The 13,914-nt window shown below is 71.6% G+C and carries 10 protein-coding genes; all 10 read left to right on the top strand.

The window, feature by feature from the left end; genetic code table 11:
* The first annotated feature begins 263 nt into the window (after nt 1-263).
* The 10 genes from DLJ59_RS07765 (at nt 264) to DLJ59_RS07810 (ending at nt 13,866) form a co-directional block, all read left to right on the top strand.
* Entirely contained in the window at nt 264-1,427 is a 1,164-nt protein-coding gene (locus DLJ59_RS07765; protein WP_124771829.1) for an inositol-3-phosphate synthase, read from the top strand.
* Entirely contained in the window at nt 1,411-2,367 is a 957-nt protein-coding gene (locus DLJ59_RS07770; protein WP_124771830.1) for an SCO3242 family prenyltransferase, read from the top strand. The genes DLJ59_RS07765 and DLJ59_RS07770 overlap by 17 nt, the downstream gene beginning before the upstream one ends.
* Nucleotides 2,364-3,413, top strand: coding sequence for a sugar phosphate isomerase/epimerase family protein (locus DLJ59_RS07775; RefSeq protein WP_124771831.1), 1,050 nt, complete (start codon nt 2,364-2,366; stop codon nt 3,411-3,413). Before DLJ59_RS07770 ends, DLJ59_RS07775 begins: the two co-directional genes overlap by 4 nt.
* Nucleotides 3,414-3,473: 60 nt before the next feature.
* Nucleotides 3,474-4,082 (top strand): EboA domain-containing protein, encoded by a 609-nt coding sequence (locus tag DLJ59_RS07780; RefSeq protein ID WP_124771832.1) that lies wholly within the window; start codon nt 3,474-3,476, stop codon nt 4,080-4,082.
* Entirely contained in the window at nt 4,083-4,940 is an 858-nt protein-coding gene (locus DLJ59_RS07785) for a TatD family hydrolase (protein WP_124771833.1), read from the top strand.
* Nucleotides 4,940-6,139, top strand: a complete 1,200-nt coding sequence (gene eboE / locus DLJ59_RS07790; protein WP_124771834.1) for a metabolite traffic protein EboE — start codon at nt 4,940-4,942, stop codon at nt 6,137-6,139. Before DLJ59_RS07785 ends, eboE begins: the two co-directional genes overlap by 1 nt.
* The gene (locus DLJ59_RS07795; protein WP_124771835.1) at nt 6,136-7,542 is read left to right on the top strand and encodes an alkaline phosphatase family protein; all 1,407 of its coding nucleotides are present in this window, start codon (nt 6,136-6,138) and stop codon (nt 7,540-7,542) included. The genes eboE and DLJ59_RS07795 overlap by 4 nt, the downstream gene beginning before the upstream one ends.
* The gene (locus DLJ59_RS07800) at nt 7,539-8,606 is read left to right on the top strand and encodes a polyprenyl synthetase family protein (protein WP_124771836.1); all 1,068 of its coding nucleotides are present in this window, start codon (nt 7,539-7,541) and stop codon (nt 8,604-8,606) included. Before DLJ59_RS07795 ends, DLJ59_RS07800 begins: the two co-directional genes overlap by 4 nt.
* A 217-nt stretch (nt 8,607-8,823) precedes the next feature.
* Entirely contained in the window at nt 8,824-11,679 is a 2,856-nt protein-coding gene (locus DLJ59_RS07805) for a PQQ-dependent sugar dehydrogenase (RefSeq protein WP_208648587.1), read from the top strand.
* 75 nt (nt 11,680-11,754) lie between these two features.
* Nucleotides 11,755-13,866 (top strand): ThuA domain-containing protein, encoded by a 2,112-nt coding sequence (locus tag DLJ59_RS07810; protein WP_124771837.1) that lies wholly within the window; start codon nt 11,755-11,757, stop codon nt 13,864-13,866.
* The last annotated feature ends 48 nt before the right edge of the window (nt 13,867-13,914 follow it).

The following is a 13,914-nucleotide window of genomic DNA, read 5'->3' on the forward strand; positions in this document are numbered from 1 at the left end:
CCGGCCGGATGCGGGGGAGGCAGGGTCGAGACGCCGACCCGACCCTGCCTACCAGCCCCGTCTGCTCGCACCCGCCGGGATCGGTCCGGCGTCGTCGCCGCCGACGCCGACGTCGGAAGCCGGTGCTTTTTCCGGTGCGGGGCGGGCGGACGGGGCCCATCCACCCGGCTGTTCGGAAATTGGGCCGTATCTTTCCGAAACATATTCTGATATTCCTATATTTAGCGGTACCGACGGTTCCTCGTGGACGGGGAAGGAGCACCATGCGAACAGGTGTCTGGCTGGTAGGAGCGCGCGGGTCCGTGGCGACCACCAGCATCGTCGGGGGGCTCGCGCTGCGAGCCGGCCTGGCCGGGCCCACCGGCTGCGTCACTGAGCTGCCCGAGCTGCGCGGGCCGGCCCTGCCGGCCTTCGCCGACCTTGTCTTCGGCGGGCACGACCTGGCCACCACCCCGCTGTACAAGCGCGCCGAGGCGCTGGCCGACGCCGGTGTCATCCCCTGGCGGCTGGTCGCCGCGCTCCGCGACGAGCTGGCCGTGGTCGAGCAGGAGCTGCGCCCCGCACCGACCGGCGTCACCCAGGCCGATCGGGCCGCCGCCGTGGTCCGTGATCTCACCAGCTTCCGCGAGCGGCACGAGCTGGACCGGGTGGTGGTGGTCAACGTCTCCGCCACCGAGCCATCCCCTCAAGCGCACCCCGGGCACGCCGACCCGGCCGCGCTGCGCGCCGCCCTCGACGGGCCGGACGAGGTGCTGCCGGTCAGCTCCCTCTACGGGTACGCGGCACTGCTCGCCGGCTGCCCGTACGTCGACTTCACCCCGTCCACCGGGCTACGGCTGCCGGCGCTGGCCGCGCTTGCCGAGGAGGCCCGACTGCCGTACGCCGGGCACGACGGCAAGACCGGGGAGACCCTGGTCAAGTCGGTGCTCGCGCCGATGTTCGCGATGCGCAACCTGGCCGTGGGCTCCTGGTCCGGTGTCAACCTGCTCGGCGGTGGCGACGGCGCCACCCTCGCCGACCCGGCCGCGAACGCGGCGAAGGTGCAGAGCAAGCAGCGGGTGCTCGGTGAGACGTTGGGCTACGTCCCGCAGGGCGGCACCCGCATCGAGTACGTCGAGGAGCTGGGCGACTTCAAGACCGCCTGGGATCTGATCACCTTCAGTGGTTTCCTCGGCACCGGCATGCGGATGGAGTTCACCTGGCACGGCTGCGACTCCGCGCTGGCCGCGCCGCTGGTGCTCGACCTGGCCCGGCTCACCGCCGCCGCGCACGCCGCCGGGCTGGTGGGGCCGCTGGCCGACCTGGGCTTCTTCTTCAAGGACCCGCTGGGCGCGCCCACGCACTCGCTGGGCGAGCAGTGGGCCCGGCTGACCGCCTTCGCCCGGCAACTACACGGCGGGGATGGTACCCATGACAACGTTGGCTGATCTCGCTGAGCTGGTCCGCGCTCCGGCGGCACTCTCGGTGCCCGGTGACGTGATCGCCGGGGCCGCGGCGGCCGGGACGTTGAGCCCGCGTACCCCGGCCCTGGCCGGCGCGTCGGTGCTGCTCTACTGGGCCGGCATGGCCGCCAACGACTGGGCCGACCGGCAGTTGGACGCCGAGGAGCGCCCCGAGCGGCCGATCCCGAGCGGGCGGGTCACCCCGGCCGCCGCGGTGGGTCTCGCGGCGGGCCTCACCGCCGCCGGAGTGGGCCTGGCCGCCGCCGTGGGCGGTCGCCGCGCCGCCGCGCTCGCCGTGCCGCTGGCCGCCACCATCTGGGGGTACGACCTGCTGGCCAAGAACACCGCCGCCGGTCCGGCCGTGATGGCCGCCTGCCGGGGGCTGGACGTGCTGCTCGGCGCGTCCGGCGGCCGGCTGACCCGGGCGTTGCCGGCGGCGGCCACCGTCGCCGCGCACACCTGGACGGTCACCGCGCTGTCCCGCCGGGAGGTCACCGGCGCCGACGCCACCCTGCCGATGCGCACCCTGGCGGGCACCGCGTTGGTCGCCGCCAGTGCCGTCGCCGGCCCAGGGGCCCGACGTGCCGCCGCCCGCACGGCGGTCCAGGCCGGATCCACCGACCGGGTCGAGGCAGTCGGCGGGGTCGGGGTTGGCGCGGGTCGCAGTCGCTCCGCCGGGATCGGGGCGATGCTGCCCGCCGTGCTTGCCGGCTGGTACGCCGCCCGTTACGGCGCGGCCCAGGCCGAGGTGGTCCGGGACCCGTCGGCCGGGCGGGTCCGCGCGGCCGTCGGCGCCGGGATCACCGGATTGCCGGCCCTCCAGGGGGCCCTCACCGCGCGGGGCGGAGCAGGTCTGCTCGGGGTGGCTGTCGCGGCGGCCGCGCCGCTGGGTCGACGGTTGGCCCGGAAGGTCTCCCCGACATGAGCGTCCCCGAGCCTCGACCCGGAGCGCCGGCCGCCGACGCCACGACGCTGCGCCTCGGGTACGGCACGAACGGTTTCGCCAACCACCGGCTCGACGACGCGCTCGCCGTGATCGCCGAGCTGGGCTACGACGGGGTGGCGCTCACCCTGGACCACGACCACCTGGACCCGTTCGCGCCCGGGCTCACCCGCCGGGTCGCCGCCGTCAGTCGCCGGCTGGAATCGTTGGGCCTGGCGGTGGTCATCGAGACCGGGGCCCGCTACCTGCTCGACCCGTGGCGCAAGCACGCCCCGACGTTGCTGCACGACGACCCGACCCGGCGGATCGAGTTCCTGCGCCGGGCCGTGCGGATCGGCGCCGACCTGGGCGCGGAGGCGGTCTCGTTCTGGGCCGGTGTCCGACCCGAGGCGGTGTCACCCCAGTGCGCCTGGGACCGGCTGGTGGCCGGCTGCGCCACAGTGGTCGACGCGGCCGACGCCGCCGGCGTCACGCTCGGCTTCGAACCGGAGCCGGGCATGCTGGTGCAGGACATCGCCGACTGGCGTCGGCTGCACGCCGCCCTCGACAACCCGGCCCGCTTCGGCATCACCCTGGACATCGGCCACTGCCGGTGCCTGGAGCCGTGGCCGGTGCCGCAGTGCGTCGCCGAGGTGGCCGCTCACCTGGTCAACGTGCAGATCGACGACATGCGCCGGGGCGTGCACGAGCACCTGGAGTTCGGCGTCGGCGAGATCGACTTCCCGCCGGTGCTGGCCGCGCTGCGCGACACCGGCTACCGCGGCCTGGTCGCCGTCGAGCTGCCCCGGGACTCGCACGCCGCGCCCGCAGTGGCCGCCCGGTCGATCGAGTTCCTGCATGCCGCCGCCGCGACGGCCACCAATGACCACCCTGCCAACACCCTTTGCTCTGCACCCGCCGAGGCGACACCCGCCGAGGCGACACCCGCCGAGGCGACACCCGCCGACGCGACACCTGCCGAGGCGACACCCGCCGACGCGACACCCACCGAGGCGACATCCGCGACAGAGGCCCCGGCGCATATATAGGTGCAGAGCAAAGGGTGGTGACGGGGCGCGCGCCTGGATCAGCAAGAGGGAGGAGACGGGATGACACCGGATTCACTACGGGCCGCGCTGGGAGGCGTACCCGATCCCGATTGGCTGGACACGGCGCTGCGCCGGGTCACGACCGAGCCCACCGCGATCACCCGGCTCTTCCCCGCCGTCGGTCGACGCTGCGGCCGGGCCGCGCTGCCCGACGCCCCCGGCTGGACCGCCGACGACGCGGCCCGCGTGTTGCTGCTCACCAGCCTGCCCGACGAGCACGCGGAGTACGCCGAGCGCCTCTACCAGCACGGTGACGCCGCCGAGCGACGAGCAGTGCTGCGGGCCCTGCCGATGCTGCCGATCGGCGCCGCCGGGGTTCCGTTGCTGCACGACGCGATCCGGACCAACGACACCCGGCTGGTCGCCGCCGCGCTCGGCCCCTACGCCCGCCACCTCGACCCGGCCGCCTGGCGGCAGGCGGTGCTCAAGTGCGTGTTCAGCGGCGTCCCCCTGGCCGGGGTGGCCGACCTGGACACCCGGGCCGACGGCGAGCTGGCCGCGATGCTGGCCGCGCTCGCCGCCGAACGGCACGCCGCCGGCCGGGAGTTGCCCGCCGACGCCACCGACCTGCTCCACCGGCTCACCGCCGCACTGCCCCGGGAGGCGTGAATGCGCATCTTCGACCCCCACATCCACATGACCTCACGCACCACCGACGACTACGAACGGATGGCCGCCGCCGGAGTGCGCGCGGTGGTGGAGCCGGCGTTCTGGCTGGGTCAACCGCGCACCAGCGCCGCCTCGTTCACCGACTACTTCGACTCACTGATCGGGTGGGAGCCGTTCCGGGCCGGGCAGTTCGGGGTGCGCCACTTCGCCACCATCGCGCTGAACCCCAAGGAAGCCAACGACCCGCGCTGCCGTCCGGTCCTCGACCTGCTGCCCCGCTACCTGGACAAGGACGCGGTGGTCGCGGTCGGCGAGATCGGCTACGACTCGATGACACCCGAGGAGGACGAGGCGTTCGCGGCGCAGCTCGCCCTCGCTGTGGCGTACGAGCTGCCGGCGCTGGTGCACACCCCGCACCGGGACAAGGCGCGCGGCTGCGAGCGGACCCTCGCCGTGGTCGCCGAGTCCGGCATCGACGCCGGTCGCGTGGTGGTCGACCACCTCAACGAGGTGACAGTCAAGCTGGTCCGCGACAGCGGCTGCTGGCTGGGCTTCTCGATCTACCCGGACACCAAGATGACCCCGCAGCGGATGGTGGAGCTGCTGCGCGAGTACGGCACCGAGCGGATGCTGGTCAACTCGGCAGCCGACTGGGGGCGCTCCGACCCGCTGCTGACCCGGGCCACCGGCGAGGCGATGCTGCTGGCCGGCTTCAGCGATGACGACGTCGACAAGGTGCTGTGGCGAAACCCGGTGGAGTTCTACGGGCAGTCGGGGCGACTCGACCTCAGCGACCTGGACGTCACCGCCGCCGTGGACCCGCAGACCGGCAACTCGATCCTGCGCGGCGGCAGCTGATGCGGCTGCGACATGCCGGCGGGGAGACCGTCCACCTCGGCTACTGCACCAACGTGCACCCCGCCGAGGACCTCGCTGGCATCCTCGGTCAACTGGACACCTACGCGGTGCCGGTCCGCGAGGCGCTCGGCAGCGACCTGCTCGGGCTCGGCCTGTGGCTGGCCGCCCCGGTCGCCGCCGAACTGGCCGCCGACCCGGCGCTACGACGCCGGTTGCGCACCGAGCTGGACGCGCGCGGGCTGGAGGTGGTCACCCTCAACGGCTTCCCGTACGCGGCCTTCCAGGCGCCGGTGGTCAAGCAGGACGTGTACCACCCGGACTGGACCACCGAGCAGCGCCTGACGTACACCCTCGACCTGGCCCGGGTCCTCGCCGACCTGCTGCCCGACGACGCCGCCCGGGGTTCGATCTCCACTCTGCCGCTGGCCTGGCGGCAACCGTGGGACACCGGCCGGGCCGATGCGGCCCGACGGCGACTGGACCAGCTGGCCACCGGGCTGGCCACGGTGCAGCGCGACACCGGCCGTGAGGTGCGCATCGCCTTCGAGCCGGAGCCCGGCTGTGTCGTGGAGAGCACCGCCCAGGCCGCGGCGTTGCTGTCCGGGATGGACACCGAACGGCTGGGGGTCTGCCTCGACCTGGCCCACCTGGCCTGCGCCTGGGAGGAACCGGCCGAGGCGCTGCAACGGCTACGGGCCGCCGGACTTCCCGTGGTGAAGGTGCAGGTGTCGGCCGCCGTCGAGGCCGCCGACCCGGAGGGTGGGGCCGAGGCGTTGCGCCGCTGGGTGGAGCCCCGCTTCCTGCACCAGACCCGGGGCGCCGGTTGCGCCGGTCTGGCCGACCCGGCCGACCCGGCGTACGCGGCCGACGACCTGGACGAGGCGCTGGACCAGGAGCTACCCGGCCCGTGGCGGGTGCACTACCACGTGCCCCTGCACGCCCCACCCGAGGAACCGCTCGGCTCGACCCTTCCGGTGCTCCGTGCGGCCCTGAGAGCGCTCTTCGAGGGCCCGACCGCCGGTTGTGACCACCTCGACGTCGAGACGTACACCTGGGGGGTGCTGCCGGCCGCACGACGGCCCGGCACCGACGCGGAGCTGGCCGCCGGCATCGCCGCGGAGCTGGCCTTCGCCCGAGACGAACTGGTCGGCCTCGGTCTGACCACAGAGCGATCCGTGAGCATGGGGGTGACGCGATGAGCCGGCGACTGGTGGTCCTCGACGTGGTGGGGTTGACGCCCCGACTACTGGCGCACATGCCTCGACTGCGGGGGGTCGCCGACGGCGGCTTCCGGGCCGAGCTGGGCACCGTGCTGCCCGCCGTGACCTGCTCGGTGCAGTCCACCTTCCTCACCGGCGAGCCGCCCAGCGGGCACGGCATCGTCGGCAACGGGTGGTATTTCCGGGAACTGGGCGAGGTGTTGCTGTGGCGGCAGCACAACGCGCTGGTCGGCGGAGACAAGCTCTGGCAGGCCGCCCGGCGGGCCGAGCCCGGTTACACAGTGGCCAACGTCTGCTGGTGGTACGCCATGGGCGCGGACGTGAACTGGACGGTGACACCCCGCCCGGTCTACTACGCCGACGGGCGCAAGGAGCCGGACTGCTACACCGACCCGCCGGAGCTGCACGACGCGCTCACCGGGCGGCTGGGCACGTTCCCGCTCTTCACCTACTGGGGGCCGACGGCCGGGTTGCCGTCGTCGCGGTGGATCTGCCAGGCGGCCGAGCAGATCCTCGCCGACGTGTCACCAGACCTGACCCTGGTCTACGTGCCGCACCTGGACTACGACCTGCAACGTTTCGGTCCCTCGTCGGCCCAGGCCGCTGCGGCGGCGGCCGAACTGGACGCGGTGCTCGGCCCGCTCCTGGACGCCGCCCGGGCCCGGGACGCCACAGTGGTGGTGCTCTCGGAGTACGGCATCACCGACGTGTCCCGGCCGGTGGACGTCAACCGGCTGCTGCGCGCTGAGGGGCTGCTGCGGGTGCACACCCAGGACGGCATGGAATACCTCGATCCGTGGACGTCGAAGGCGTTCGCGGTCGCCGACCACCAGGTCGCGCACGTCTACGTCAAGGATCCGGCCGATGTGCCGGCGGTGGCGAAGCTCTGCGCCAACCTGCCCGGGGTGGCTGAGGTGCTCGACGCCGACGGCAAGGCCGCACACGGGCTGGACCATCCGCGCGCCGGTGAGCTGGTGCTGGTGGCCGAGCCGGACGCCTGGTTCACGTACTACTACTGGTTGGACGACGACCGGGCACCGGACTTCGCCCGGCTCGTGGAGATTCACCGGAAGCCGGGTTACGACCCGGCCGAGCTGTTCTTCGACCCGGCAAACCCCGGTGCCGCGAAGGCTCGGGCCGGTGTCGCGTTGGCCCGCAAGAAGCTCGGCATGCGCTACCTGATGAGCGCGGTCGGCCTGGACGCCGGCGCGCGGGCGGTGCGGGGCTCGCACGGGCGGCTGCCGGACGACCCGGCGGACGCCCCGGTGCTGCTCTGCTCCGACCCGTCCGCGGCCCGGGACAAGATCGCGGCGACCGAGGTCAAGGCGCTGCTGCTGGAGCTGGCCGGGCTGAGCCCGGGCGGGTCGGGGGAGGGGGCATGACGGTCACCGTCGCGACCGCCGACGCCAGCGGCCTGCGGGCGCGCTTCGACGCGGAGCTGGCCGGGTTCCTCGAACGGCAGGGCCCGGACTGGCCCGACGGCGCGCCGCGGGGCGTGTTCACCGCCCTGCAACGGTTCGTGCTGGCCGGTGGCAAGCGGTTACGACCGCTCTTCTGCTACTGGGGCTGGCGTGGCGCGGGAGCGGCAGATGGCACCCCGATCGTGGTGGCCGCGGCGGCGCTGGAGCTGTTCCACGCGTTCGCGCTGATCCACGACGACATCCTGGACGGCAGCGACCGCCGCCGCGGTGAGCCGTCGGTGCACCGGCTCTTCGCCGACCTGCACGCCCGCTCCTCGTGGCGGGGTGACCCCGAGGCGTACGGCCGCAACACCGCGCTGCTCTGCGGGGACCTCTGCGCCGCCTGGTCGGATCAGATGTTCCACGAGTGCGGGTTGAGCACCGAGCAGGTGCACCGGGGATACGGCGTGTTCGCGCTGATGCGTACCGAGGTGATCGCGGGGGAGTACCTGGACCTGGTCTCGGGTGTGGGGGACGGCTCGGTGGCCAGCGCGCTCACCGTGATCCGGATGAAGGCTGCCCGGTACACGGTCACCCGACCGTTGCAGATCGGTGCGGCTCTGGCCGGCGCGGGGCCGGAGCTGATCGCCGCGCTGGGCGAGTTCGGCGACCCGCTGGGTGACGCGTTCCAGCTCCGCGACGACGTCCTGGGTGTGTTCGGTGACCCGGCGGTCACCGGGAAGTCGGTCCTGGACGACCTGCGGGAGGGTAAGCCGACGGTGATGATGGCGCTGGCCCGCAGCGCCGCCGACCGGCCGCAGACCATCCGGCTGCGGGAGCTGTTCGGCAATCCGGCGTTGGACGCCGACGGCGCGGCGGAGCTGCGCGAGATCATCGAGGCGACCGGCGCGCGGGAGCGGATCGAGCAGATGATCCGGGTCCGGACCGAGGCCGCGCTGTCCGCTCTGCAGAGCGCCGTGGTGGCCGACGAGGCCCGCGCGGCCCTGGTCGAGCTGGCCGGTCAGGCGATCGACCGACGCGCCTGACCGGCAACTTTCGATCAGATCGACGAAAGTTGATGCTGAACCGCCGGAAGGTATAGACACATCGACATGTGCGACTTAGTGTCGTGACCAACACGACAATGTTTCGTCGAGGTGAACCGGCGGCGCGGTAACCCATCGACCCCCATCACCGCTACGGCATCCGGCGCGACGGCGCGCGCCCGGCCTGGCAGTCACTCGTCAGGAAGGGGCAGCACAGATGTCTATGAAGGATGTACCCAGACAACGGTCCCGACGATGGTTCTCCGCCGGATCAGCGCTGCTGCTGGCGGTCGCCGCCGGCACTGTCACACTCGCCGCCGGGTCGGCCCCCGCGCAGGCGCACACCATCGTCGCCAGCGACTTCCAGCAGGTCGAGCTGGCCCGCGGCGTGACCGACATGGGTGAGCCGATGTCACTGGCAGTGCTGCCGGACCGCTCGGTCCTGCACACCGCCCGCAACGGCACCCTGCGCCGCACCGACGCCAACGGCACCACCAGCGTGATCGGCACCCTGTCGGTCTACACCCACGACGAGGAGGGGTTGCAGGGCGTCGGAGTCGACCCGGGCTTCGCCAGCAACCGGTACATCTACCTCTACTACGCCCCACCGCTCTCCACCCCCGGCGGTGACGCACCGGCCACCGGCACCGACTTCTCGGCCTGGAACGGCGTCAACCGGCTCTCCCGGTTCACCCTCAACTCGGACTTCACGCTCAACCAGTCCAGCAAGGTCGACGTGCTCGACGTGCCGGCCAACCGGGGCCTGTGCTGCCACGTCGGTGGCGACATCGACTTCGACGCGGCCGGCAACCTCTACCTGTCCACCGGTGACGACACCAACCCGTTCGAGTCGTCCGGCTACTCGCCGCTGGACGAGCGAACCAACCGCAACCCCGCGTACGACGCGCAGCGCAGCGCCGGCAACACCAACGACCTGCGCGGCAAGATCCTGCGGATCAAGGTGAACGCCAACGGCACGTACTCCATCCCGTCGGGCAACCTGTTCGCACCCGGCACCGCCAAGACCCGGCCGGAGATCTACGCGATGGGGTTCCGCAACCCGTTCCGGATCAGCGTGGACAAGGCCACCGGGGTGGTCTACGTCGGTGACTACGGGCCGGACGCCGGCTCCACCAGCTCCACCCGCGGGCCGTCCGGCCAGGTGGAGTTCAACCGGGTCGCGGCACCCGGCAACTACGGCTGGCCGTACTGCACCGGCACCAACACCACCAGCGAGACGTACAACGAGTGGGACTTCGCGACCAGTGCCAGCGGCGCGAAGTACAACTGCACCGGCGGGCCGACCAACAACTCGTTCCGCAACACCGGCCTGACCACCCTGCCGCCGGCCCAGCCGGCCTGGATCCGGTACGCGGGCGACGCCGGCACCCCGACCGAGTTCGGCGGCGGCTCCGAGTCGCCGATGGGCGGCCCCGTCTACCGGTACAACGCCTCGTCGACCTCCACCACCAAGTTCCCGCAGTCGTTCGACGGGCAGTTCTTCGCCACCGAGTTCGGTCGAGGCTGGATCAAGCCGATCCACGTCAACTCCGACGGCTCCCGCGGCACCATCGACACCTTTCCCTGGGTCGGCAAGCAGGTGATGGACTCGGCCTTCGGCCCGGACGGCGCGTACTACGTGCTCGACTACGGCACCGGCTACTTCAACGGTGACGCCAACTCGGCGCTCTACCGCTTCGACTACGTCGGCGGTGGCAACCGGGCGCCCACCGCGAAGGCAAGCGCCAACCGCACGTCCGGGGCAGCCCCGCTCACCGTCACCTTCTCCTCGGCCGGCTCGTCCGACCCCGAGGGCGGCGCGCTGACCTACTCGTGGGCGTTCGGTGACGGGACCACCTCGACCTCGGCCAACCCGTCGAAGACGTACAGCGCCAACGGCACCTACACCGCCACGCTGACGGTGCGGGACCCGCAGGGCGCCACCGGCAGCAGCAGCGTGCAGATCAGCGTCGGCAACACCGCGCCCACGGTCACGATCAACAACCCGGGTAACGGTCAGCTGTTCAGCTTCGGGGACACGGTGCCCTACAGCATCACGGTGACCGACCCGGAGGACGGCACCATCGACTGCACGAAGGTCAAGATGACCTATGTGCTCGGGCATGACCAGCACGGGCACCAGATCACCTCGAAGACCGGTTGCTCGGGCTCGATCACCATCCCGGTCGACGGTGAGCACGACGACGCGGCGAACATCTTCGCGATCTTCGACGCCGAGTACACCGACGCCGGTGGGCTGACCACCCACACCCAGCACACGCTGCCGCCGAGGCACCGTCAGGCCGAGTTCTACGGCACCTCGTCGGGGATCAACGTGTTCAGCAAGACCCCGGCCGAAGGTGGCAAGACCGTCGGTGACATCAACAACGGCGACTGGATCGCGTTCCAGCCGTACCGGCTGGGCAACGTGACCTCGTTCACCGCCCGGGTCTCCTCGGCGGGTGCCGGTGGCACCCTCCAGGTCCGGGCCGGCTCGGCCACCGGCACGGTGCTCGGCTCGGCCACGGTCCCCGTGACCGGCGGCTGGGAAACCTTCACCACGGTCACCGGGACGATCACCAATCCGCCGACCGGCACGACCACGCTCTACCTGACCTTCGCCGGGTCGGGCACCGGAGCGCTCTACGACCTGGACGCGTTCACCTTCGTCACCGGGACGCCGCCGGCCGGCGGGACTGGGCCGATCAAGGGCCTCGCCGGAAAGTGCCTGGACGTGCGTGGCGCCGCCACCGCCGACGGCACACAGATCCAGATCTACACCTGCAACGGCAGCGCCGCGCAGACCTGGGCGGTCACCCCCAACACCACAATCAAGTCGTTGGGCAAGTGCCTGGACGTGTCGGGTGCTGGCACCGCCGACGGCACCAAGATCCAGCTCTGGACCTGCAACGGAACCGCCGCCCAGAACTGGGCCGCCCAGGCCGACGGCACACTCCGCAACCCGTCGTCCGGCAAGTGCCTCGATGTCTCCGGCAACAGCTCCGCTGACAGCACGGTGGTCCATCTCTGGACCTGCACCACCGCCGCCAACCAAAAGTGGACCCTGCCCTGAGCTGGCGGGAGGGGCCCTTCGACAACGCCTAGTGTGATGCGAGGGGCCCCTCCTAACCGCAATTAGGAGAGCGATATGCGCAGACGCCTACGACCCGTCCTCGGTGCGGCAATGGCCGCACTCGCCGTCATCGCCTGCACCACCCCGGCCACCCCGGCCAGCGCCGCCGACGCCCCGTACGACGTGCTGGTCTTCTCCAAGACCGCCGGTTTCCGGCACGACGCGATCCCGGTCGGCATCCAGACCATCCGCGACCTGGGCGCGGCGAACAACTTCACGGTCACCGCGACCGAGGACTCCGCCGCGTTCACCACGAGCAACCTCGCCCAGTACGAGGCGGTCGTCTTCCTCAACACCACCGGCGACGTGCTCAACGCCACCCAGCAGACCGCCTTCGAGTCGTACATCGGCTCCGGCCGCGGTTACGTGGGTGTGCACGCCGCAGCCGACACCGAGTACGACTGGCCGTTCTACGGCAACCTGGTGGGCGCGTGGTTCGCCTCGCACCCCGCGATCCAGCAGGCCAACATGAAGGTGGAGGACCGGGGCCACGCGGCGACTGGTCATCTGCCGCAGACCTGGACCCGCACCGACGAGTGGTACAACTACCGCACCAACGCCCGGTCGACCGCGCACGTGCTGGCCACCCTGGACGAGTCGTCGTACTCCGGCGGCGGCATGGGCGCCGACCACCCGCTGAGCTGGTGCAAGAGCTACAGCGGCGGCCGGTCCTTCTACACCGGTGCGGGGCACACCCAGGCGTCGTACGCGGAGTCGAACTTCCGGAACCACCTGCTCGGCGGCATCCGGTACGCGGCCGGTCGCAGCAAGGCCGACTGCCGGCCGGAGACCGGCTACACCCCGCTGTTCAACGGCTCGACGGCCGGTTGGTCACAGGCCGGGCCGGGCAGCTTCACCAACTCCGACGCCACCCTGACCTCGGTCGGCGGCATGGGGCTGTACTGGTACAACACGAAGCAGTTCACCAACTACTCGCTGAAGCTGGACTGGAAGCTGGCCGGTGACGACAACTCCGGCATCTTCATCGGCTTCCCACCGTCGAGTGACCCGTGGTCGGCGGTGGACAACGGTTACGAGATCCAGATCGACGCCACCGACGCGGCGGACCGCACCACCGGCGCGGTCTACACCTTCAAGTCCGCCGACATCGCCGCCCGCGACGCGGCCCTGAACGCGCCGGGGGAGTGGAACACGTACGAGTTGCTGGTCGAGGGCGAGCGGCTGCAGATCTTCCTGAACGGGGTGAAGATCAACGACTTCACCAACACCGACCCGGTCCGCTCGCTGGCGGGCCACATCGGCATCCAGAACCACGGCACCGGTGACGACGCCTTCTTCCGCAACATCCGGATCAAGGAGTTGGGCACCACGCCGACGCCCGGGAACACCACGATCCAGGCCGAGACGTTCAGCTCGGCCAACGGTGTCTCCGCGTTCACCAAGGAGGGCGCCAACGGTGGGCAGACCATCGGGTACATCGACCCGGGTGACTGGGCCGCGTACAACGGCGTCAACCTGACCGGGGTCACCTCGTTCACGTCCCGGGTCGTGTCCGGCGGTGCGGGTGGCACCATCCAGGTGCGCACCGGCTCGGCCACCGGCCCGGTGCTCGGCTCGGTCGCCGTGCCCAACACCGGCAGTTGGACGACCTTCGCCAACGTCACCACGGCGCTGTCCAACGTCCCGTCCGGCACCCAGAACCTCTATCTCACCTTCACCGGTAGCGGCACCGGGCTCTTTGACGTGGACGACTTCACACTGGTCAAGGGGAGCGGGAGCAGCACCGGGGTCGGCCCGATCAAGGGTCTCGCCGGCAAGTGCCTGGACGTGCGCAACGCGGGCACCGCCGACGGCACCCAGATCCAGATCTACACCTGCAACGGCAGCACCGCGCAGACCTGGACGGTGACGCCGAACTCGACGATCAAGGCGCTCGGCAAGTGCCTGGACGTCTCCGGCAACGGCACCGCCAACGGCACCAAGATCCAGCTCTGGACCTGCAACGGCAGCGGCGCCCAGAACTGGGCGGCCCAGTCCGACGGCACCCTGCGCAGCCCGACGTCGGGCAAGTGCTTGGACGTCTCCGGCAACAACTCCGCCGACAGCACCGTCGTGCACCTCTGGACCTGCCTCAACGCCGCCAACCAAAAGTGGATCCTGCCCTAACCAGTTCCCCCCCCGGGGAGGAGCCGCGACTACGTCACGGCCCCACCC

The organism is Micromonospora inaquosa (assembly GCF_003857055.1).
Taxonomy (GTDB): domain Bacteria; phylum Actinomycetota; class Actinomycetes; order Mycobacteriales; family Micromonosporaceae; genus Micromonospora; species Micromonospora inaquosa.